We start from the raw sequence: 21633 nt of genomic DNA, 5'->3' as shown, positions 1-21633 counted from the left end.
ATTTATCTATTAGCAATATGATTCACAGTCTCATTCAGTTCCTTCCACGAAAGTTCCAGTTCGCCAAGAAAAGCTTCTCCTTTCTCTGTTAACTTATAATACTTACGCGGTGGTCCTTGGGTAGACTCCACCCATTCATAACTTAACAAATCATCATTTTTCAGACGAGTAAGCAGTGGATATAGAGTGCCTTCCACTACAATTAACTGTGCTTCTTTCAGTTTCTGAATAATATCCGAAGCATAGGCAGGTTCTTTATGGAGTAACAGCATAATGCAATACTCTAATAGGCCTTTTCGCATCTGAGATTTTACATTGTCTACATTCATAATAGATCTTTTTGATGTAACAAATATATGTATTACTTTAGTACTATGTATTACAAAGTACTATAATTTAATAATAATTAATCAATTAAACAGTAATCACCTTATTATAAAAAGAAATAATATCTATATTTGTATCCTGTAAAACTACAAATTAAGTACGATAATATGTTTACCATTCGAAAAGCAACAGTTAGCGATTGCAATTTAATCAATAAGATGGCTCAAAATGTTTTCCCTGCCACCTACAAAGAAATATTATCTTCTGAACAATTAAATTATATGATGGATTGGATGTACAGTCCTGAAAATATACGTAAACAGATAGAAGAAGAAGGGCATGTTTACTTTATTGCTTATGAAGGATGTGAACCATGTGGATATGTTTCGGTACAGCCTCAGGAGAATAATGTATTTCACTTACAAAAAATATATGTTCTGCCTAATTTCCAGAATGCTCATTGCGGTAGCTTCTTATTTAGAGAAGCTATTAAATACATTAAAGAAGTACATCCGAGCCCATGTTTGATGGAACTTAATGTGAACCGTAATAACAAAGCACTAAAATTCTACGAACATATGGGAATGAAAAAACTACGTGAAGGAGATTTTCCGATCGGAAATGGATACTATATGAACGATTACATCATGGGATTGGAAATATAAAAGAAGCTTCTGCACTTCTCTTTTCTATTAACAAAAACTATTTTCTTCATAAAAAAAAGATGCTAATAGATTATTTTTTTCTTCTCAATAAAAAAATAAATCTTCTCAATGATTGATATTAAATATAACGGTCATTAAAAAAATCAGTTCGAAGATTATAAATGTATAACCCCGGTACATCTATTGTTACTTTAATAAAAATAGATGTACCGGGGTTTTTATTGAGTGTTATAACCAGAATTTTATTTAGCTACTCGCTCCAGCCATTTCACCATTGAAAGCATTAATATCATTGAAATGCCAGTTGCACCAACAAATACCAACCAACAAGCCCAAATCGGAACTGTTGTATAAAGTATACCACCGATAAATACTAATAAGTTACCTATCGCAGTTGCAGCCAACCAACATCCCTGCATCAATCCTTGCAAATGAGGAGGTGAAACTTTAGATACAAATGATAACCCTAATGGAGAAATACACAACTCAGCAACTGTAAGGATGAAATATAAACCAACCATAACCCATGGAGTAACACGAATTGCCTCTATTTCATTAGCACTCATAGTACCTAATACTTCTTTTGAAGGCAATGTGAACGAGAATACCATTAGGAATATATATGCCAATGAAGCAATACCCATACCAATAGCTATTTTCATAGGAGTAGATGGTTCCTTATTTATCTTTTTCAAAGCACCAAATAACCACATGATAAATGGAGTAAGGAATACAACAAAGAAAGGATTAACACTTTGGAATATTTCAGCTCCCTTTATTTGGGTAAAGCCTAAATCGATATTAATAACGCTTAAATCAACATAATCACGAGCAAAATATGTCAGAGAATAACCGTTCTGATGGAAAGACATCCAGAAAAAGATCACAACGCCAAATACTGCAAACAAAGCATATATGCGTTGTTTAATTTCGGTTGCACTCATTGCTATTTCTTCTTTACTAACCGTTACATTACCACCCTTATTGACTACTACTTTCTTTGCAGGATCCGGAAAACGATTCTTATTCACTATATAAATTACTAATGAAATAATCATTGCAGCGATGGCAGCCATAAAAGCATATTGGAAACCACGGTTAAACACATCAAGATAGTTATGTACAAATACATTCATATCTGTAACAGGAGTAGCATCTAAAACAGCTTTATTTGCCAATGTAGTTAAATTTTCCATTGCTTGTGGGGCCATTTCACTTCCTTTTTCCAGATATTGATGACACAATTCAGGCAAACTAGCATCATAATCCAAATTATTCACTTGCAACCACCAGTTACGTACACCAATAGCAATAAATGGAGCAAAAACAGCACCTATATTAATAAACATATAAAATATCTGGAAACCAGAATCACGTAAGCTAGAATATTTTGGGTCATCATACATCTGACCTACCAATGCTTGAAGATTTCCTTTAAACAAACCATTACCAAAAGCAATCACAAAAAGTCCCAAACAGGTTAATCCCAAATAAAGAGCCATATCAGGTACAGGTGTGGGAGTAGGAATAGCAATTATCAAATAGCCGACAGCCATTAATATCAGACCTATCAGAATAGTTCTTTTGAAGTTTCTCGTTTTATCGGCAATAATACCTCCTACCAAAGCTAAAATATAGATTAAAGCATAAAATACGGAATAAATGTATCCGGTAGTAATTTCGGACAACCCAAATTTTGCAGAGATAAACAGTGTTAAGATTGCCATCATGATATAGAAGCCAAAACGCTCTCCCATATTTGCCAATGCCGCACCAATCAAACCCTTAGGGTGTTTCTTGAACATAGATATAAGTTTTTTAATTAATAAATTGATTTTGTTTTTTATATTTTTTGCAAATATATACTTTTTCCGGAATTTACTCGATATACAACAGACAAACTTCTGCTTGTACCTCACGAATTAAATCATTCGGAGCTATTTTTATCTGTAATCCACGTATTCCCGCACTTACATAAATATACGAAAAATCCCGGCAAGTTTCATGAATATAAGTCGGAAAGTGTTTCTTCATCCCAATAGGAGAACATCCCCCACGAATATATCCCGTCAATGGCAAAAGCTCTTTCACTGGTATTAAATCACACTTTTTATTTCCGGATACTTTCGCAGCTAATTTCAAATCAACCTCATGTTCTCCCGGAATAACACAAACAAAATAACCACTCTTATCACCCTGTAAAATTAGTGTTTTAAACACTTGTTCTACATTTTCTCCCAGGCTGCTAGCTACATGAATAGCACTTAGATCATTTTCGTCTACCTCATAAGGGATGAGTTCATAAGGTATTTTAGCCTTATCCAGCAGACGGGCAACATTGGTCTTATTAATCTTCATTCTTGTTTCTTTTCTAAATTTTTATTCGCAAAAATAATAAAGTTCGAACAATAAATCAGAAAAGAAGATATTAAATAAAAAATGAATGCGCCGTTTCTTATTTATTAGCGTATTCATTTTTTATTTCTACTCCTTTATAATCATAAGGAAAGTTCCTCGCGAAGAAACTTTGGAGTATATCCTTTCTGACTTTTTGCAACTTCCTCAGGGGTTCCATAACTCAGGAGCTCCCCTCCTCCTTTACCACCTTCGGGACCCATATCTATAATATAATCCGCCATTTTAATAACGTCCAAATTATGTTCAATAACAATAACTGTATTTCCTTTATCAACTAACTTATTCAAGACTCCCATTAAAACACGAATATCTTCAAAATGCAATCCGGTTGTAGGTTCGTCCAATATGTATAATGTTTTACCAGTATCACGTTTAGACAGCTCAGTTGCCAACTTTACACGCTGACTTTCTCCACCGGAAAGTGTAGTGGACGACTGTCCTAACTTAATATATCCCAATCCGACATCCTGCAACACTTTAATTTTATTCAGAATTTGCGGAACATTCTCAAAAAACTCCACTGCACGATTGATAGTCATATCTAGCACATCAGCAATAGATTTTCCTTTGAAACGTACTTCTAACGTTTCACGATTATAACGTTTACCATGACAAACCTCACAAGGCACATACACATCCGGCAAGAAGTTCATTTCAATCGTTTTATAACCATTTCCCGAGCAAGCTTCACAACGTCCGCCTACCACATTAAAAGAAAAACGCCCCGGTTTATACCCGCGAATCTTTGCTTCAGGTAACCCGACAAACAGATTACGAATATCTGAAAACACACCTGTATAAGTAGCCGGATTAGAACGCGGAGTCCGCCCTAGCGGAGATTGATCGACGTTTACAACTTTATCAATATTTTCTAATCCTTCAATAGAATCATACTCCAAAGGGTCCTGCAAGGAACGATAGAATTTCTGCGAAAGAATAGGTTGCAAGGTCTCATTGATCAGCGTAGACTTACCGCTTCCCGAAACTCCCGTTACGCAAATTAATTTTCCCAAAGGAAATTCCACATCTACATTCTTTAGATTATTTCCTTTAGCCCCTTTCAACCACAGAGATTTTCCATTACCTTTCCTTCTCTTGGCAGGAATTTCTATCTTCATCCTCCCATTCAAATATTGGGAAGTCATCGTATCAGTTTTCACCATCTCTTGCGGAGTTCCGGCAAATACGACTTCTCCACCCAAACGCCCTGCCTTCGGTCCCATATCAATGACATAGTCAGCTGCCAACATCATATCTTTGTCATGTTCCACCACAATGACAGAATTACCCATATCACGAAGTTCTTTCAAAGAATTAATCAGACGCAAGTTGTCGCGCTGATGTAAACCGATACTCGGCTCATCCAAAATATAAAGTACATTGACCAATTGCGAACCAATTTGTGTAGCCAAACGGATACGCTGGCTTTCACCTCCCGAAAGACTTACCGAGCTACGATTCAGAGCCAAATAATCCAATCCAACATCTAACAGGAATTTCAAACGGGTACGAATTTCTTTCAGAATCTCAGCTGCTATCTTTTTTTGTTTATCAGACAGAAACTCATCCACATTCATCAACCATTCATACAACTCGTTGATATCCATGTTGGCTAATTCATTAATATTCTTATCATGAATACGAAAATGAAGTGCCTCCTTATTCAGACGAGCACCTTTACATTCAGGACAAACAGTCGTCTTGGCAAACTGCTCCGCCCACTTCTGTGCTGTAGCCGAAGCATCTTTCTCCTGTAACATCTGAATGTACTTCACTACACCTTCATAGGTCACAAAATAATCAGAAGAAGTTCCAATCAGTGAACTCTTTATCTTAATCCGTTCATCAGAACCATATAAGATCTCATCAATCGCATCATCCGGCAATTCTTTCACAGGAGTTTTCAAATTTGATTCATATTTCTCCATTAGAGCTCCTATTTGCCAAAAAATCATCGCATTTTTATATTTACCCAATGGAGCAATCGCGCCTTCGTAAATAGATAAGTCCCGATCAGGAATCACCTTATCTATATCAATCTGACTAACGACACCCAATCCTTTACATTTCGGACATGCCCCCTGAGGAGAATTGAACGAGAAATTGTGAGGAGCCGGTTCACGATAAGACAGTCCTGTGACAGGACACATTAACCGTTTGCTATAGTGCCGAACACTTTCGGTCTGAGCATCCAGTATCATCAACAAACCATCTCCTTGCCGCATAGCAGTCGCCACACTTTGTTTCAACCGCTTATCATCTTTATCCGCAACTATCAGTTTATCTATCACGACCTCTATATCGTGATTTTTATAACGATCAAGTTTCATGCCATGTGTCACCTCACGAACTTCCCCATCTACACGTACATACAAGTACCCTTTCTTACGGACTTGTTCAAAAAGTTCCTTATAATGTCCTTTACGTGAACGGACTAATGGAGCAAGCAAATATATTTTCTTGCCTTTATAATCTTTCAGAATAAGATCCAATATCTGCTCTTCCGTATATTTCACCATCTTTTCCCCCGACAGATATGAATAGGCTATACCTGCGCGGGCATAGAGTAAACGAAGATAATCATATATCTCCGTTGTAGTTCCTACTGTAGAACGTGGATTCTTATTCGTCGTTTTCTGTTCAATAGAAATTACAGGACTTAATCCTGTAATCTTATCTACATCCGGACGTTCCAAATTTCCTAGGAAATTACGTGCATACGCGGAAAAAGTCTCAATATAACGGCGTTGTCCCTCAGCAAAAATTGTATCGAATGCGAGAGAAGACTTTCCACTTCCGCTCAATCCGGTAATCACCGTCAAACTATTACGAGGAATCTCAGCATCAATATCTTTCAGGTTGTGTACCCGTGCACCATACACATTAATATATTCTGTTTCTTGCATATTCATCTTCTTCATAAATGTCGCAAAATTAATGTTTCCGCCTGAAATATGCTCCTAAAAAAGCACAATATTATTTTCTTAACTCAAATCTTATGAAGATATAGGTCATAATTTGTACCTTTGTTCCTTGATTTCAAGAACTAATAGTAATTAATTGATGAAACCGATAAGTCGAATATTTATACTTTTGCTTTTAGCAAGCGCTTCATACGTAACTAGTTATGCGCAAGAGAACCAATCTTATATTTTGCACACCATTGAAAAAGGGCAGAATTTATACTCTATTTCCAAGATGTATAATGTCACCACAGCAGACATTATTCGGTTGAATCCTGGATGTGAAGAGAAAATTTATGCCGGACAAACTATTAAAATTCCACAAGGACAAGCTAGCCAGAAAGGGGAAACATTTCACACTATCCAAGCTGGAGAAACTCTTTATAAGCTTACTACTTTATATAAAGTGTCTGCCAAAGCAATTTGCGATGCCAATCCCGGACTTAGTGCCGAGAATTTCCGCATAGGTCAAGTAATCCGAATTCCTTTAGAAGAAGAAAAGACTACTGCGCCCACTACTCAACCTCCTGTTGAACAAACTGCAATTCAAGGACCAGTACAGTCTAGATGCAAAGATATGCACAAAGTAAAACGCAAAGAAACGATCTTTAGTGTAAGTCGTGAATATGGAATCAGTGAACAGGAATTGATAGCCGCTAATCCTGAGTTAAAGGAAGGTATGAAAAAAGGACAATACCTTTGCATTCCTTATCCAAATGCGGTTACTTTGGAGCCTACTCAAAAAGAAGATTTGAATGTGATTCCACCAAGTAACAGTGAATTATTCAACAAAATAAAAGAGGCTCCAGAAGAAATCTCAACTATAAAAGCAGCTTTAATTCTACCTTTCCATGAGGAAAAACGTATGGTAGAATATTACGAAGGATTTCTGATGGCAATTGATAGCTTAAAACGTACTGGTACTTCCATTGATCTGTATGTATATGAATCAGGTAAAGATGCTTCTGCCATAAACAATATACTGTCAAAGAAGGAAATGCAAAAAATGAATATTATTTTTGGTCCAATGCACCAACAACATATCAAGCCATTGTCTGATTTTGCCCAAAAGAACAACATACGTTTAGTAATTCCTTTCTCTCAAAACAGTGAGGAAGTATTCAACAATCCTTCCATTTACCAAATAAACACCCCTCAGTCTTATTTATATTCAAAAGTATATGAACATTTCACTCGCCAATTTCCCAATGCTCATGTTATCTTCATCGAACCGACCAGTCCGGACAAAGATAAAGCGGAGTTCATCAAAGGATTGAAACAAGAACTAAAGAGCAAAGGCATTTCCATGAACAGTGTCAGTGAAAATGATACCAAAGAAACTCTAAAAGCAGCACTACGCAGTGACAAAGAAAATATATTCATTCCGACATCTGGCAGTAATGTGTTGTTAATTAAAGCTCTACCCCAACTTACTATGCTAGTTAGGGAGGCTCCGGATCAGAGAATCCACTTATTCGGCTACCCGGAATGGCAAACATATACTCTTGATCATTTGGAGAATTTCTTTGAATTGGATGTGTATTTCTATTCCTCGTTCTATATGAATACCTTATTTCCTGCTGCTATACAATTTACTAATGCTTATCATAAATGGTATAGTAAAGATCTTACCAGCAAATATCCCAATTATGCAATGTTAGGTTTCGATACCGGATTTTTCTTTTTAAAAGGATTATCGCGTTTCGGTTCCGAGCTAGAGAATAATTTACCTAAAATGAATCTGACTCCAATACAAACAGGATTCTTATTCGAACGGGTTAATAATTGGGGAGGATTTATCAATAAGAAAGTATTCTTCATCCATTTCACTAAGAATTTTGAATTAGAAAAACTCGATTTCGAATAGTACAACAATGATAAAGATAAAATCATGTCTGATTGCTGCTTCATTACTTGTAGGACTAGCCTTTCCTGCAAGTGCACAAATAGGTGAAGCTCGTCACAACTTCTCTGTCGGATTTAACGGAGGAGTGAATTTAAATAGTGCATCTTTTACTCCTACTATCAAACAAAATAGTTTGATGGGAATTACCGGAGGATTAACAGCACGCTATATTTCCGAGAAGTATTTTGCTATGATATGCGGTGCGCAAGTAGAATTAAACTTTTCACAAAGAGGTTGGGATGAATTATTTGAGATAGCCGGAGAAAACGGAGAACCCGTCAAAGATACCAGCAGAGCATATACTCGAAAATTAAATTATATCGATATCCCTTTTCTAGCTCATTTAGCATTTGGAAATGAAAAAGGATTGCAGTTTTTTCTAAATTTAGGTCCACAAATCGGTTTCTTGATAGGAGAATCGGAAAAAACAACAAATATAGATATGAACTCTCTGACAAATACTCAGAAAGCTGTCTATGGTGGTAAACTTGATAATAAATTCGATTACGGTATTGCCGGTGGCGGTGGAGTAGAACTAAGAACTAAAAAAGCAGGTAGCTTTCTAGTTGAAGGAAGATATTATTTCGCTTTATCAGACTTTTATAGCACGTCAAAAAAAGACTATTTCTCACGTGCAGCACATGGTACTATCACAGTGAAACTTACCTACTTGTTTGATTTGAAAAAATAAAAGATTTGATTAATACAATCAAATAAAAATATGACCACTAACTTTTCGATGGGTTAGTGGTCATATTTTTATTTGAAATTTATTTTTAATCTAGAATTCCTTCTTTAATTTATTGCTTGAAAGAACTCAAGAAACTATCTCAATCGATCTGCAGCTTTTACCATCACCTCATCACGTCCAATGGCACGTATAGCTAATATATTAAGAATAATAGAAATAAGTGGTAAGCACAAAGCCCAACCAATCCGGAAAGAATTTACATCATTCTTTAAAGCAAAATAGAATGCAGCAAAAGCGATATAATATCCTACCAATAACAAACTGTTAAAAATAGACATACGAATCTGCAGCATACGGTTCTTATATAGAAATATAGTTGCAAAAGCTACTATTGTGCTAAGCATTAGGATACCGAACAAGCCCCAAGTAGAGTGAAAAGCTCCATTCACATCCAACCCCAAAGCTTTAAAAGCACATTCTCCCATTGCCCCGGTAGCATCAACAAAATATCCCATAGGTAGACACATTGCCGTAATCAGCACCACTGTAACAATTAACAAATAAACTGTTTGAATCCGTTGAATCATAAATATTCTATAGTAGTTAAGTTAAACAATAATAGCCAAGCAATAAGAAATAAGGGAACAACTCCCGCTTACTACTTGACTATCAATCTCTTTTCAGGAAATATATTACTGAAGTTTTTCCTTCTCCTTAGATGGATTTCTATAATAAATTTTTCCCTCGATGTATTCTTGCGTTGCAATCAACGTCGGTTTTGGCAATTTCTCGTAATAACGTGAAATCTCAATTTGTTCTCTATTTTCAAATACTTCTTCCATATTATCAGAATAAGAAGCGAACTCTGCCAATTTCTTAGAAAGATCATTCTTAATTTCCACACTAATCTGGTTAGCGCGTTTACCAATAATGGCAACAGTTTCATAAACATTCCCTGTATCAGAACAGAGTTCCATCATATCACGGGTTACCGTTGTAGCAGGAGCATTTGTCTTTTTGTAGTCCATAAATCTATTTAAATTTGGTCTTTAATTACTTTTTGTGATTCATTGAATATTTTCTCAGCTTCTTTCAGATATTTACTTTCCGGAAATTCATTCCTAAAGCCATAATATTCATCAACCGTTTCACGATAACGGTCCATCTTCTTATCTTCCACACTATATACAGCCATCTCGTGTAAAGCACGCAAAATCAGTATGGAGAGTTCTTCGCGATAGTCAGTATAAGGGTAATCCTTCAATGCATTCCGAGCTGTAATAACACACGACTCATAGTTATTGCCCATATAATTACCCAAGTTATAATATAACCTTGCCGAATAAAGTTCTTTTAAAACCAACTTATCCTGCAAAGCAAAAATCATATCTTGGGCTTCCTGCTTCTTTATACTTTCTGGAAAGTATTCCATAAACATCTGTAGCTGCTGAATAGCTTGATAAGTACTCGTCTGATCCAAGCGTGGCTCTGGAGTATCAAGGTATAATGATTTACCAGCATGGAAACGTGCCAATTCGGTAAAAGTACCACGTGGATATGAAGTAAAATAAGTGATAAATGTTTGGGCAGCTGTCTGATAATCTTTTTGATTAAAATAGCTCATTCCCAGCATATAAAGAGATTCCTCCGCTTTATCTGTACCTTTTAGGATTGTGATTAACTCATTCAACAAAGTAGCCGAACGATTATACTGTCCTTTCGCAAAATAATTTTTAGCAGCTTCGTACTTGTAATCGTAGTCAGTACTTTTCAATAATTTATTGTACTCTCCACAAGAAGTTAGAGTAGCTGCTGCAAGTAAAGCTATAATGATATTTTTCTTCATCCTATTTCAAATAATGCGCAAAGTTACGTATTCGCAGGGAATTAACCAATTAATCTATGTTTTTTAATACAAAAAAGGCGTTAAACATCGACGAAAAGAATAAAAAGAACGCCAAACAGTGAACGAAAAACAGCGAACAGACTGCGCTACGTTTTTACCCGATAGCATAGTCCGCCCGCTACTCATTGTCTACTTCCTGATTTATAGTTTATACAAATCACTTGCTGCTAACAGATCGACCTTCTTTTCTTTTAAAACTTCGATACATTTGTCCAGATTGCTGGGACGAATCACGACATTCGCGATATTATTGTTGGCAAACGAATACATATATTCAATAAACACTCCTTCTGCAGACAAATATCCTAACACTGTTGCCAATGCTCCCGGAACATTAGGACAACTGATTCCAACTACATCTGTTATATTAACAGCAAAATGATTATCCTTCAATGCTTTGTATGCTCTATCAGGATCAGATACAATCCCGCGTAAAATACCAAAATCAGCATTTTCAGCGATACACAATGCAGAAAGATTGATATTTTCTCTCGCTAGTACTTCAGTCACTTCCGTTAAACGACCGGACTTGTTCTCCAAAAAGATAGAAAGTTGTTTTGCTACCATAGTTGTTGAATTATTAAAGTTTTCTGTTATCAATTACTCGTTTTGCTTTACCCACACTACGTTCAATACTACGTGGCTCTACCAATTTCACATTGACACCAAGCCCAAGAACACTTTGCAAACGTGCTGCCAGTTTCTTCCTCAAAGCTAACATCTTATTGATTTCGTCAGAATAGAAATCCGAACGTACTTCCACCTGCAGTTCCATGGTATCAGTATTATTCTCCCTACCGATCACTAACAAATAATGTGGTTCAAATTCCGCCATTTCAAGAATGACAGATTCAATCTGAGTCGGGAATACATTCACACCACGAATGATCAACATATCATCACTACGTCCCAAAATACGATCCATACGAACTAATGTACGTCCGCAAGAACATTTATCATAATGCAAGGCGGTTAAGTCACGCGTACGGTAGCGCAATAATGGCATACCTTCTTTAGTCAGATGCGTAAATACCAATTCACCTGTTTGACCAGGTTCTACCGGTTGCAATGTATTCGGATCAATAATTTCGGGGAAATAATGATCTTCATTCAAGTGCGTGCCATGCTGACATTCACACTCATACCCAACTCCCGGTCCCGCTATCTCGCTTAAGCCATAAATATCATAAGCCTTAATACCCAGCTTTTCTTCGATTTCATGACGCATATGTTCCGTCCATGGTTCTGCACCGAAAGCACCTATCTTCAAATTAAACTCTTCACGTGGTAAACCGGAATCTTTTATTGCATCTGCCAGATAAAGTGCATACGAAGGAGTACAACATAAGACAGTTGAGCCAAAATCATGCATTAACGTAATCTGCTTTTCCGTATTGCCACTAGACATCGGAATCACTGATGCACCAATATTTTCCGCTCCGGCATGAGCACCTAATCCTCCTGTGAAAAGTCCATACCCATAAGAAACCTGGAATATATCCGAACGACCTGCACCATAAGCAGTAAAAGCACGTGAAATGCATTCTGCCCATGAAGAAAGATCTTTGCGGGTATATCCTACCACAGTTGGTTTTCCCGTAGTACCGGAAGAAGCATGAATACGTACAATCTGACTCATCGGCACCGCACAAAGTCCAAAAGGATAATTATCTCTTAAATCATATTTTGTAGTAAACGGAAGTTTCACAATATCATCAATACTTTTGATATCATCAGGGGTAATCCCCAATTCCTGCATTTTCTTCCGATAAAAAGGAGTGTTGTGATAAACGTAGTCTACAATTTTCTTGAGTCGTATGCTTTGAATCTTTCGAAGACTCTCGCGGTCCATACACTCAATGTTCTCATTCCAAATCATGTTTTTCCGGTATTTACTAGTTGTATTAATCTGTTTTTTGATATTAATATGTTGCAAAGTAAAGGATTTATTTGGAAAAATGATTTGATATCTCGATTATTTTCCCGAATATTGCTTCACTTTTTAGGATTTAACTATGAATTTTGAATTAACATCTGCCTACAAGCCTACCGGAGACCAACCGGAAGCAATCGCCCAACTGACTGACGGAGTACTTCAAGGAGTTCCTGCACAGACTTTATTAGGTGTTACCGGCTCTGGAAAAACATTTACCATTGCCAATGTTATCGCTCAGATCAATAAACCGACATTGATTTTGAGTCATAACAAAACATTAGCTGCCCAATTATATAGCGAGTTTAAGGGATTCTTTCCTAAGAATGCTGTAGAATATTATGTTTCCTATTATGATTATTATCAACCGGAAGCCTATTTACCAAATTCAGATACTTATATAGAAAAAGATCTGGCTATCAATGACGAAATAGATAAACTTCGTTTGGCTGCTACCTCCGCCCTACTCTCCGGTCGGAAAGATGTAGTAGTCGTATCCTCTGTTTCTTGCATTTATGGTATGGGTAATCCATCGGATTTCTATAAAAATGTAATTGAGATAGAACGGGGACGAATGCTTGACCGCAATGTTTTTCTCCGCCGCCTGGTAGATAGTCTTTACGTACGTAATGATATCGACCTTAACCGTGGAAATTTTCGTGTTAAGGGAGACACAGTAGATATTTATCTTGCTTATACAGATAATCTTCTTCGTGTCACTTTCTGGGGAGACGAAATTGATGGAATCGAAGAAGTGGATCCCGTAACAGGAGTTACTATTGCTCCGTTCGAAGCCTATAAAATATATCCAGCCAACTTGTTCATGACTACCAAAGAAGCAACTCTTCAAGCTATCCATCAAATTGAAGATGACTTGACCAAGCAAGTAGCCTACTTTGAATCCATCGGTAAAGAATATGAAGCCAAACGTTTATATGAACGGGTTACCTATGATATGGAAATGATTCGGGAGTTAGGCCATTGTTCCGGCATTGAAAATTATTCTCGTTATTTCGACGGTCGTGCCGCTGGTACTCGTCCTTATTGCTTGCTCGATTTCTTCCCAGATGATTTTTTAATTGTTATAGACGAAAGTCATGTAAGTGTTCCTCAAATCCGTGCTATGTATGGCGGAGATCGTGCACGAAAAATCAACTTGGTAGAATATGGTTTCCGATTACCTGCCGCTATGGATAACCGGCCACTGAAATTTGAAGAGTTCGAAACAATGGCTAAACAAGTAATATACGTCAGTGCAACTCCTGCCGAATATGAACTTATTCAATCTGAAGGCATCGTTGTAGAACAGGTTATCCGTCCGACCGGATTACTCGACCCGATTATCGAAGTCCGTCCCAGCTTAAATCAGATCGATGATTTGATGGAGGAGATTCAACTACGCATCGAAAAAGAAGAACGGGTACTTGTCACTACACTCACCAAACGTATGGCAGAGGAATTAACAGAGTATCTACTTAATAATAATGTAAAGTGTAATTATATACATAGTGACGTAGATACATTAGAACGTGTGAAAATCATGGATGATCTTCGCCAAGGAGTGTATGACGTGCTGATTGGAGTCAATCTGCTTCGTGAAGGACTTGACCTCCCTGAAGTATCTCTTGTAGCTATTCTCGATGCAGACAAAGAAGGATTTCTCCGTTCTCATCGTTCACTGACACAAACAGCAGGACGCGCAGCCCGTAATGTGAACGGCAAAGTCATTATGTATGCCGATAAGATGACAGACAGTATGCGACTTACTATTGACGAAACCAATCGCAGACGAGAAAAACAGTTAGCTTATAATGAAGCAAACGGAATTACTCCACAGCAAATCAAGAAAGCGCGGAATCTGTCTGTATTTGGCAATGCAACTTCCGAAGCAGCTACTCTCCTCACAGAAAGTAAGGCTTATATTGAACCTAGCAGCCCAAACATTGCAGCAGATCCGGTAGTTCAATATATGAGCAAGGCACAGATGGAAAAGAGTATCGAACGTACTCGCAAACTAATGCAAGAGGCAGCCAAAAAGCTAGAATTTATAGAAGCTGCTCAATATCGTGACGAATTACTGAAACTAGAAGATTTAATGAAAGAAAAATGGGGATAAGCCTTTCTGTTGTTATATATAACAACAGAAAGTGATAACTAAAATAGCGTCATAATACTGTTCAGACGGTGTCACCACATCTATAACATAGTGTCACTTTTTCAACCGAATAATGACAGTATAATAAGCGACTTTATTTTAGTACTTTCTTAATAAACATAGAATAAGAAGTGTTTATTTTTAATTAGTGTTATAAAATGCCCCGTTAGGTTTGATTTATTTGCTTATCTCTAAAAAGTCCGTACATTTGCAATGTGTTTTTCATAGTATTAGATTTAAGGTTAACAAAGGTTGGAGTACAGCGGTACTCCTTTTTTTATGCCTAACTTCAAGAAAAAGAATAAATAAATATCATACCAATGTATCCTAATAGATTCAACTTTAGCATCCTTTGCCGCCAAATAGTCTACCTCTTCTTCTAACAAAACAATTAATCTTCTGCTTACTTAGTTTATGACTATCTGCCAAAACGATTCTTTCTTGAGCACGTTCCATCATTAACCTCTTTACCATAGCCTCCTCACGATTCAGTGCTATTAGACCTTGTTTATCCAATTTTGGCAAATCTCGCTGCAATGTATTAGGATCTATACGGGAAAACAGAAACCCTCCCAAAAAATCTCAGAACATTTGATAGGAAAATATATTATGATATATATTTTCTTACCACAGATTACGCACATTCTCACAAATCATAAATATTATATATCTAGTATTTTATCTGTGAGAATCAGGGCAATCTGTGGTAAATTTATTACATTCTTTGTAATCCTAGAAAATAAATTTTTCTATCTTCATTGAGCCTAAGGTCTGTATTTTAGGAACCAACTTTACAAAGTGTGCTGCCTTTTCGTGAGCAGCTAATGATTCCTCATCAGCCCATGTTTCACAAATCATGAGAATGTCCGGACGCGTGGAACTCTCAAATATATCATACGCAATACAGCCTCCATCTTTCAGAGAAGAAGCTACCAATTCTTTTGCAGCCTCTAACAGTGCTGCACGATTACTTTCACTTACTTGAATAAAAACATTCAATCTAATCATAACTATTAAATTTTAAATATACCACAAATTTACATGATAATTCTGAATTTCCCTACAATCATACTACAATAAAAATGCCACTTGAAAAATAATCAAGTGACATTTCAACTATATTACATATTACAACTCTCTACTCATTAAAGTGCCTTATCAATTGCTACCTTAATCAAACCTTCCATCACATCATATCCCTTGCTTACCGGATGTACCCCATCCCCTGCTCTTGCATATTCAGGATTCATAGCCAGAGTTTCAGGAACAACCATTGATTGATAATAATCCACATATGGAATTTTATTAGCTTTAGCATAAGCCTCAATCCGTTTATTTAATGCTTTTATCTTTTGAGGAGCATCTGTAATTTTAGGATTCCATCCGAACCCGGCAGCTGGCAACACTGAAGTCAGAATCACTTTTATCTTATTTGCTTTAGCCAGTTCTACCATAGAAACAATATTTCCAAAAGTATAATCTTCAACATAAGGTCCAGTATTTTCTGCTACATCATTAGTACCGGCATTGATCACCACCAAAGCAGGAGAAAGATTAATCACATCTTCACGAAAGCGCAACAAAAATTGATAAGAGGTCTGTCCACCTATACCACGGCTGATATACCCATTCTTTTTAAAAAAGTCCGGATGCGTATTTATCCAACCTTCCGTAATAGAATTCCCCATAAAAACAACTCTTTTATCCTTCTTTGCGGGTTTCGACAATTCAGAATTGTCTTTTGCAAAACGCTTGAAATTTGCAAATTCATACTTTTGCGCATAAGCCTCTCCTAGTGAAAGTCCCAAACATACAATGGTCAGTATTATCCATTGCCCTAAAAAAATCTTTTTCATGTTTATTAATGTAAGTATTAGTGAACTAAAATTCGCGTAAAGATATAAATTTGATTTCATATAATGAAATAAAAAACAAATAACCGTTAATACGAGTCACAAAAAACTTAATCTGTGTTATATAACATACTCTTTTTCTTGGATTATTTGCAAATATGCAGAAAGTCCGTACCTTTGCAATGTGTTTTTCATAGTATTAGATTTAAGGTTAACAAAGGTTGGAGTACAGCGGTACTCCTTTTTTTATGTCCGTTCGTTTGTTATCCTAAAAAAGAATGGTATTTTTGTGAATCATATCTTAAAAACTAAATACCATGAAAAGAATAACTACTGTCCTCTTCATAGGAATCATCTTCAGTCTACATTCTTATTGTTCTGCTCAAGTAAAACAGGAAAAGTTGTATATAGATTATAAGTATATCAAAGAATATGTGACTAATAAAAAGGAAGATTTTCAAAAGCTTATGCAACGTTTCGAGATGAATGATACATTACTCACCCGGCAAGAATACGCCATGATATATTATGGATACTCCTTTACTCCCGATTATCAAGGAAGTATGTATGATATGTTACAGGATTACCAGGATTTCAAGAGACTAATCAGCGAAAATAAGTATGAAGAGGCTTACAATGCAGGAACAGAGCTTCTGAAAAAGAATCCAGTATCTTTGCAAACGCTATATGAGATGGGAGCATTAGTTTATATGCAAAATAAAGATCAGGAAAAGATGAGAAGTTATACAAAAAGATACGCTGCATTAATTACGACAATTGCCTCTAGCGGTGACGGAAAAACAGAAGAAACAGCATTTAAAGTAATCTGTGTTAATGATGAATATCAATTGCTAAACAAATTATTTCAGATGGAAAATATGAAGCAACAGTCACTAACCGATAATAAATGCGACCTGATAGAATTCGATAAATGCAAATATTACGAAGGAACCCAAATGTATTTCGACATTAGCCGTTCCCTTGATCAATTAGACGAATCACTCAAGCAATGAAAAGAAAACTCAAAGGAGAATCACCTGAAATAACAAAAAGGGAGAAAGCGGCAAGAGACTTGTTTTCAACGGCAGTCTCAAAAGTCAGACAACCCATTGAATCATTATTCAACTGGTTGAATGAAAAAACAAATATTCAAAGAGCGATGAAAGTCAGATCTACATCTGGACTTCTGGTACATACGATGGGAAAAATTGCCATCGCATTGATTACTCTAATTTTTAACTAAGGAATCAAATACTGATTCGCATGCTTTTCTAATTTCAAAAAAAACTGTATTTTTACAACATGAAACTACAACTCAACGACCATAACAAGGAAGAGTATCCACCTATGCACACAGTCGAGCATATATTAAATGCCACAATGGTAAGCACCTTCGGATGTCCCCGTTCACGCAACGCACACATCGAACGTAAAAAGAGTAAATGCGACTATCAGCTTCCTGTTTGCCCAATGCAAGAAGAAATTCAAGCTATAGAAAATAAAGTAAATGAAGTAATCAGTCAAAATCTGCCGGTAACCGCAGAGTTCATGACACAGGAACAAGCCAAAAACATTGTAGACCTCAGCAAACTTCCGGCTAATGCTAGTGAAACATTGCGCATTATTCGCATTGGAGATTACGACACTTGTGCTTGTATCGGCACACATGTTTCCAATACTTCTGAAATAGGAACATTCAAAATTATCAGTTATGATTATGATGAAGACAGAAAAACACTGCGCCTAAGATTCAAACTGATTGAGAAGAGATAAATTATCAAATTAATACCTATCTTATATAAAATAAATAAAATCAAGATACATTTTGTCACGAATCAGGTAAAATTGGCATTATAACTATGACAAATAGACAATTCTAAAATCAAAAGTCTATTGGCATCAAGTTTGCAATAGATTAAGTGAACGACGATCCAAGAAATGGACGAAAGGAATCACAATAAAAGATCCACCGACGAAAGTGAAAGATCCGAAGTTCAGAATAAATAGAATGTATAACTTAAAAGATAGGAGACTTAATTATGATGCCTGTTAGAAGAACTCAGAATTGGTTACCAAGTATTTTTAACGATTTCTTTGATAACGATTGGATGGTAAAAGCAAATGCTACTGCACCAGCTATCAATGTATTTGAAACAGAAAAAGAATACAAAGTAGAACTAGCAGTTCCTGGCATGACGAAAGAGGACTTCAATGTTCGCATTGATGAAGACAACAACCTCGTCATCACGATGGAGAAGAAGACAGAGAACAAAGAAGAAAAGAAAGAAGGACGTTATCTGCGTCGCGAATTCTCTTATTCCAAGTTCCAGCAAACCATGATTCTACCGGACAACGTAGACAAAGAAAAGATTTCTGCTGCTGTAGAAAATGGTGTATTGAATGTGCAATTACCGAAACTTTCCGCAGAAGAAGTCAAGAAAGCTGAAAAACAAATCGAAGTTAAATAAGATTGTAATCTATCAATCACCGGAAACGGTGACAGTACTAAAAAACGGCTCTATCCTGCAATCAGGAAGGAGCCGTTTTATATATTCTCATCATTAATAAATTTCAGTCATATGTTCCTACTATCGATTCTTCCGGTAACTCAACACCGCCCAAGTATTGAAAACAACAGCAAAAAGTAACAACACCCCTAATTGCGGCAACAATTCTACCAAACTACTTCCTCTCAAATAAACCATTCGCATAGCTACCATGAGATATTTCAACGGATTAAAGATAGTTATCATCTGAGCCCACTCTGGCATACTGCTGATTGGTGTAAACAGACCACTCATCAACATCAATATCAATAAGAAAAAAAACATCACAAACATAGACTGTTGCATCGTTGCCGAATAATTGGAAATAACAAGTCCAAAGCCGGACATTACCAAGACAAAAAGAATAGCAGAACAATAAATCACTATAAAGTGCCCCACAGGGACGATTCCATACAGTAACCAAGCCATAATAAAACATAAAGTCAATACTACAAAGCCTATGATCCAATACGGAAGTAGTTTAGCTAGGATAAACATGAACTTTGGCACAGGAGTAACATTGATCTGCTCAATCGTTCCAACCTCCTTCTCACTTACTATATTCAAAGCTGGCAGAAAACCACAAAGCATTGTTAATAACATTACCATTAATGCCGGAATCATATAAAGCTTATAATTCAGATTCGGGTTAAACAAGCCCAACGTATCGACACGAAGGGTCGGAACAGTGCCGGAAACAGATGTAGCATCAGGATGTTCCGAACGCAACTCTGTGGAATAATCACTAATAATAGAAGCAAGATAAGAACTTCCCAAACCACCCTTCATACCATTCACCGAGTTAGCAGCAATCAAAATATGAGCTTCTTCTCCATTCATCCAATCCCTTTCCAAATGTTGCGGAATCTCCATCACAATATCAGCTTCACCTGACTCAATATTTGTCAATCCCTCCTGATACGAAGCCGGAACCTCTTTCAAGCGGAAATAAGTCGAAGCAACAATCTTATTCACCAATCGTTGCGAAATAACCGAATGATCATTATCAACGATATTCAACTGAATATTCTTTATTTCCAAACTGACCGCCCAAGGCATCAGCAACATAATCATGCAGGGAAAGATAAGAATCAATTTCGGCAAAAAAGAATTGCGAAGCAACTGTTTAAACTCTTTTTCCAATAGAAACTTAATCATAACACTCTATTCCAATCTATATTTAAACTTTTTAAAACTAATAGTTATCAACACCACCGCCATCAGCAAAAGGATACCGATTTCCTTATAAACCAGCATTATCGGCACTCCTTCAATCATCAGTTTCCTCACAGCCTGAATATACCAACGTGCAGGTATCAGATCCGATATGATTTGAAGAACCAACGGCATACTTTCCACCGGAAAAATCATCCCTGACAATACCATTGTCGGCATCATCAATATCAATCCGGAAGCAAGCATAGCAGCCACTTGTGTACGTGTTACGGATGAAATCAGTAATCCCAATGACAGAGACACAAAGATAAACAACAAAGAGACGATTACCAGCCAAAACAAACTTCCTACTACCGGGACATCCAATACAAACACCGACAACAGTAAAATAGTAATCAAATTGACAAACGAAAGCACAAAATAGGGCACTGCCTTTGCCAGAATGATAAACAGCGGTTTTACAGGAGAAACTAATAATATTTCCATCGTTCCTGTCTCCTTCTCACGAACGATAGAAATGGAAGTCATCATTGCACATATTAACATCAAAATTAATCCCATCACTCCCGGTACAAAGTTATAAGCACTCTTCATCTGCGGATTATACAATAGTTTGATATCCGGTGCCAAACGTCCCATCGAAATGTTCGGCGGCAACATCTCCTGTCCCGCCGCAGCAATAATTCCAGCCGCATAATTCATTTGAGTTGTAGACATATTCGGATCAGTAGCATCCACTACAAGCTGCACACGAGCGTCCCCCGAATACAATCCATCAGTAAAATGTTCCCCAAAAACAAGTGCCATATCCACCACATTCTTCCGAAAAGCAAGATCCATCTCTTGAGGTGAGTGAAACCGGCGGGCAACAGTAAAATATTCGCTGGCGTCCAATTTATCTATAATCTTTCGCGTCATGACATCATTAGAAGGATCGAGCACTGCTAACCGTACATTTTTCACTTCCGTAGTAATAGCAAATCCAAACAAAATGATCTGAATAACCGGCATCCCAAGCAGAATCAACATCGTCCGTCGATCACGAAAAATATGATAAAACTCTTTTCTGACAAAAGCAATAAACTGTTTCATAA

Annotated in this window: 21 protein-coding genes; 8 read left to right on the top strand and 13 right to left on the bottom strand. The window is 36.7% G+C overall.

The genetic code is table 11. The features are described 5' to 3' along the window. Positions 1-2: 2 nt before the first annotated feature. Positions 3-329 (bottom strand): PadR family transcriptional regulator, encoded by a 327-nt coding sequence (locus CZ225_RS09585; protein WP_025073497.1) that lies wholly within the window; start codon positions 327-329, stop codon positions 3-5. Between the two features lie 165 nt (positions 330-494). Between CZ225_RS09585 and CZ225_RS09580 the strand changes: the two genes are divergently transcribed. Continuing rightward, entirely contained in the window at positions 495-992 is a 498-nt protein-coding gene (locus CZ225_RS09580) for a GNAT family N-acetyltransferase (protein ID WP_077153941.1), read from the top strand. Positions 993-1234: 242 nt separating this feature from the next. Here CZ225_RS09580 and CZ225_RS09575 read toward each other — a convergent pair whose 3' ends face one another. From CZ225_RS09575 to uvrA, 3 genes are all read right to left on the bottom strand, one after another. After that, positions 1235-2797 carry a peptide MFS transporter gene (locus tag CZ225_RS09575; RefSeq protein ID WP_077153940.1) on the bottom strand — a complete coding sequence of 521 codons (1563 nt, stop codon included), beginning with the start codon at positions 2795-2797 and terminating at the stop codon, positions 1235-1237. Positions 2798-2870: 73 nt separating this feature from the next. After that, positions 2871-3350: a Cys-tRNA(Pro) deacylase gene (ybaK, locus tag CZ225_RS09570; RefSeq protein WP_077153939.1), complete on the bottom strand. Its 480-nt coding sequence runs from the start codon at positions 3348-3350 to the stop codon at positions 2871-2873. A gap of 140 nt (positions 3351-3490) precedes the next feature. Beyond that, the gene (gene uvrA, locus CZ225_RS09565; RefSeq protein ID WP_077155776.1) at positions 3491-6316 is read right to left on the bottom strand and encodes an excinuclease ABC subunit UvrA; all 2826 of its coding nucleotides are present in this window, start codon (positions 6314-6316) and stop codon (positions 3491-3493) included. A 157-nt stretch (positions 6317-6473) separates the two neighbouring features. Between uvrA and CZ225_RS09560 the strand changes: the two genes are divergently transcribed. Continuing rightward, a complete protein-coding gene (locus CZ225_RS09560; protein ID WP_077153938.1) occupies positions 6474-8240 on the top strand; it encodes a PBP1 and LysM peptidoglycan-binding domain-containing protein in 1767 nt (588 codons plus the stop codon). A gap of 7 nt (positions 8241-8247) precedes the next feature. Continuing rightward, positions 8248-8970, top strand: coding sequence for a porin family protein (locus CZ225_RS09555; protein WP_077153937.1), 723 nt, complete (start codon positions 8248-8250; stop codon positions 8968-8970). 134 nt (positions 8971-9104) lie between these two features. On the opposite strand, the gene CZ225_RS09550 is transcribed toward CZ225_RS09555, so the two are convergent. From CZ225_RS09550 to CZ225_RS09530, 5 genes are all read right to left on the bottom strand, one after another. Continuing rightward, on the bottom strand, positions 9105-9557 hold the full coding sequence (locus CZ225_RS09550) for a DUF4293 domain-containing protein (protein ID WP_077153936.1): 453 nt from the start codon (positions 9555-9557) through the stop codon (positions 9105-9107). A 105-nt stretch (positions 9558-9662) separates the two neighbouring features. Further along, on the bottom strand, positions 9663-9998 hold the full coding sequence (locus CZ225_RS09545; RefSeq protein WP_077153935.1) for a DNA-directed RNA polymerase subunit omega: 336 nt from the start codon (positions 9996-9998) through the stop codon (positions 9663-9665). Between the two features lie 8 nt (positions 9999-10006). Next, positions 10007-10816, bottom strand: a complete 810-nt coding sequence (locus CZ225_RS09540) for an outer membrane protein assembly factor BamD (protein ID WP_077153934.1) — start codon at positions 10814-10816, stop codon at positions 10007-10009. A 201-nt stretch (positions 10817-11017) separates the two neighbouring features. Further along, positions 11018-11443 carry an amino acid-binding protein gene (locus tag CZ225_RS09535; protein WP_025073487.1) on the bottom strand — a complete coding sequence of 142 codons (426 nt, stop codon included), beginning with the start codon at positions 11441-11443 and terminating at the stop codon, positions 11018-11020. Positions 11444-11456: 13 nt separating this feature from the next. Further along, the gene (locus CZ225_RS09530; RefSeq protein ID WP_077153933.1) at positions 11457-12755 is read right to left on the bottom strand and encodes a phenylacetate--CoA ligase family protein; all 1299 of its coding nucleotides are present in this window, start codon (positions 12753-12755) and stop codon (positions 11457-11459) included. A 136-nt stretch (positions 12756-12891) separates the two neighbouring features. Between CZ225_RS09530 and uvrB the strand changes: the two genes are divergently transcribed. After that, positions 12892-14925, top strand: a complete 2034-nt coding sequence (uvrB, locus tag CZ225_RS09525; RefSeq protein ID WP_077153932.1) for an excinuclease ABC subunit UvrB — start codon at positions 12892-12894, stop codon at positions 14923-14925. A gap of 771 nt (positions 14926-15696) precedes the next feature. Here the strand turns inward: uvrB and CZ225_RS09515 are convergent. Further along, positions 15697-15972, bottom strand: a complete 276-nt coding sequence (locus tag CZ225_RS09515; RefSeq protein WP_077153930.1) for a putative quinol monooxygenase — start codon at positions 15970-15972, stop codon at positions 15697-15699. Between the two features lie 137 nt (positions 15973-16109). Continuing rightward, a complete protein-coding gene (locus CZ225_RS09510) occupies positions 16110-16820 on the bottom strand; it encodes an SGNH/GDSL hydrolase family protein (RefSeq protein WP_077153929.1) in 711 nt (236 codons plus the stop codon). A gap of 314 nt (positions 16821-17134) precedes the next feature. Here CZ225_RS09510 and CZ225_RS09505 point away from each other — a divergent pair, with 314 nt between their 5' ends. The 4 genes from CZ225_RS09505 to CZ225_RS09490 all read left to right on the top strand — a co-directional run bounded on the left by CZ225_RS09505 (position 17135) and on the right by CZ225_RS09490 (position 19285). Continuing rightward, on the top strand, positions 17135-17830 hold the full coding sequence (locus tag CZ225_RS09505) for a DUF4919 domain-containing protein (protein ID WP_077153928.1): 696 nt from the start codon (positions 17135-17137) through the stop codon (positions 17828-17830). Beyond that, a complete protein-coding gene (locus tag CZ225_RS09500; protein ID WP_077153927.1) occupies positions 17827-18060 on the top strand; it encodes a transposase in 234 nt (77 codons plus the stop codon). The genes CZ225_RS09505 and CZ225_RS09500 overlap by 4 nt, the downstream gene beginning before the upstream one ends. 59 nt (positions 18061-18119) lie before the next feature. Beyond that, on the top strand, positions 18120-18590 hold the full coding sequence (locus tag CZ225_RS09495) for an alanyl-tRNA editing protein (RefSeq protein WP_077153926.1): 471 nt from the start codon (positions 18120-18122) through the stop codon (positions 18588-18590). Between the two features lie 266 nt (positions 18591-18856). Then, positions 18857-19285, top strand: a complete 429-nt coding sequence (locus CZ225_RS09490) for an Hsp20/alpha crystallin family protein (RefSeq protein ID WP_129585780.1) — start codon at positions 18857-18859, stop codon at positions 19283-19285. 120 nt (positions 19286-19405) lie between these two features. Here the strand turns inward: CZ225_RS09490 and CZ225_RS09485 are convergent, their stop codons facing one another. Next, complete coding sequence (locus tag CZ225_RS09485; RefSeq protein WP_077153924.1) at positions 19406-20521, bottom strand: ABC transporter permease; 1116 nt, start codon at positions 20519-20521, stop codon at positions 19406-19408. A 6-nt stretch (positions 20522-20527) separates the two neighbouring features. Continuing rightward, positions 20528-21631, bottom strand: a complete 1104-nt coding sequence (locus CZ225_RS09480) for an ABC transporter permease (RefSeq protein WP_077153923.1) — start codon at positions 21629-21631, stop codon at positions 20528-20530. Positions 21632-21633 lie beyond the last annotated feature (2 nt).

The sequence above is a fragment of the Bacteroides bouchesdurhonensis genome, assembly GCF_900155865.1.
Lineage (GTDB): Bacteria > Bacteroidota > Bacteroidia > Bacteroidales > Bacteroidaceae > Bacteroides > Bacteroides bouchesdurhonensis.
The sequence above is the reverse complement of the archived record's forward strand: the minus strand, read 5'-3'. Positions and strand labels throughout refer to the sequence as shown.

Excerpts from the sequence above, each read along its gene's own strand:
- CZ225_RS09585 (WP_025073497.1), bottom strand. The coding sequence starts at position 329 with ATGAATGTAGACAATGTAAAATCTCAGATGCGAAAAGGCCTATTAGAG.
- CZ225_RS09580 (WP_077153941.1), top strand. The coding sequence starts at position 495 with ATGTTTACCATTCGAAAAGCAACAGTTAGCGATTGCAATTTAATCAAT.
- CZ225_RS09575 (WP_077153940.1), bottom strand. The coding sequence starts at position 2,797 with ATGTTCAAGAAACACCCTAAGGGTTTGATTGGTGCGGCATTGGCAAAT.
- ybaK (WP_077153939.1), bottom strand. The coding sequence starts at position 3,350 with ATGAAGATTAATAAGACCAATGTTGCCCGTCTGCTGGATAAGGCTAAA.
- uvrA (WP_077155776.1), bottom strand. The coding sequence starts at position 6,316 with ATGCAAGAAACAGAATATATTAATGTGTATGGTGCACGGGTACACAAC.
- CZ225_RS09560 (WP_077153938.1), top strand. The coding sequence starts at position 6,474 with ATGAAACCGATAAGTCGAATATTTATACTTTTGCTTTTAGCAAGCGCT.
- CZ225_RS09555 (WP_077153937.1), top strand. The coding sequence starts at position 8,248 with ATGATAAAGATAAAATCATGTCTGATTGCTGCTTCATTACTTGTAGGA.
- CZ225_RS09550 (WP_077153936.1), bottom strand. The coding sequence starts at position 9,557 with ATGATTCAACGGATTCAAACAGTTTATTTGTTAATTGTTACAGTGGTG.
- CZ225_RS09545 (WP_077153935.1), bottom strand. The coding sequence starts at position 9,998 with ATGGACTACAAAAAGACAAATGCTCCTGCTACAACGGTAACCCGTGAT.
- CZ225_RS09540 (WP_077153934.1), bottom strand. The coding sequence starts at position 10,816 with ATGAAGAAAAATATCATTATAGCTTTACTTGCAGCAGCTACTCTAACT.
- CZ225_RS09535 (WP_025073487.1), bottom strand. The coding sequence starts at position 11,443 with ATGGTAGCAAAACAACTTTCTATCTTTTTGGAGAACAAGTCCGGTCGT.
- CZ225_RS09530 (WP_077153933.1), bottom strand. The coding sequence starts at position 12,755 with ATGATTTGGAATGAGAACATTGAGTGTATGGACCGCGAGAGTCTTCGA.
- uvrB (WP_077153932.1), top strand. The coding sequence starts at position 12,892 with ATGAATTTTGAATTAACATCTGCCTACAAGCCTACCGGAGACCAACCG.
- CZ225_RS09515 (WP_077153930.1), bottom strand. The coding sequence starts at position 15,972 with ATGATTAGATTGAATGTTTTTATTCAAGTAAGTGAAAGTAATCGTGCA.
- CZ225_RS09510 (WP_077153929.1), bottom strand. The coding sequence starts at position 16,820 with ATGAAAAAGATTTTTTTAGGGCAATGGATAATACTGACCATTGTATGT.
- CZ225_RS09505 (WP_077153928.1), top strand. The coding sequence starts at position 17,135 with ATGAAAAGAATAACTACTGTCCTCTTCATAGGAATCATCTTCAGTCTA.
- CZ225_RS09500 (WP_077153927.1), top strand. The coding sequence starts at position 17,827 with ATGAAAAGAAAACTCAAAGGAGAATCACCTGAAATAACAAAAAGGGAG.
- CZ225_RS09495 (WP_077153926.1), top strand. The coding sequence starts at position 18,120 with ATGAAACTACAACTCAACGACCATAACAAGGAAGAGTATCCACCTATG.
- CZ225_RS09490 (WP_129585780.1), top strand. The coding sequence starts at position 18,857 with ATGATGCCTGTTAGAAGAACTCAGAATTGGTTACCAAGTATTTTTAAC.
- CZ225_RS09485 (WP_077153924.1), bottom strand. The coding sequence starts at position 20,521 with ATGATTAAGTTTCTATTGGAAAAAGAGTTTAAACAGTTGCTTCGCAAT.
- CZ225_RS09480 (WP_077153923.1), bottom strand. The coding sequence starts at position 21,631 with ATGAAACAGTTTATTGCTTTTGTCAGAAAAGAGTTTTATCATATTTTT.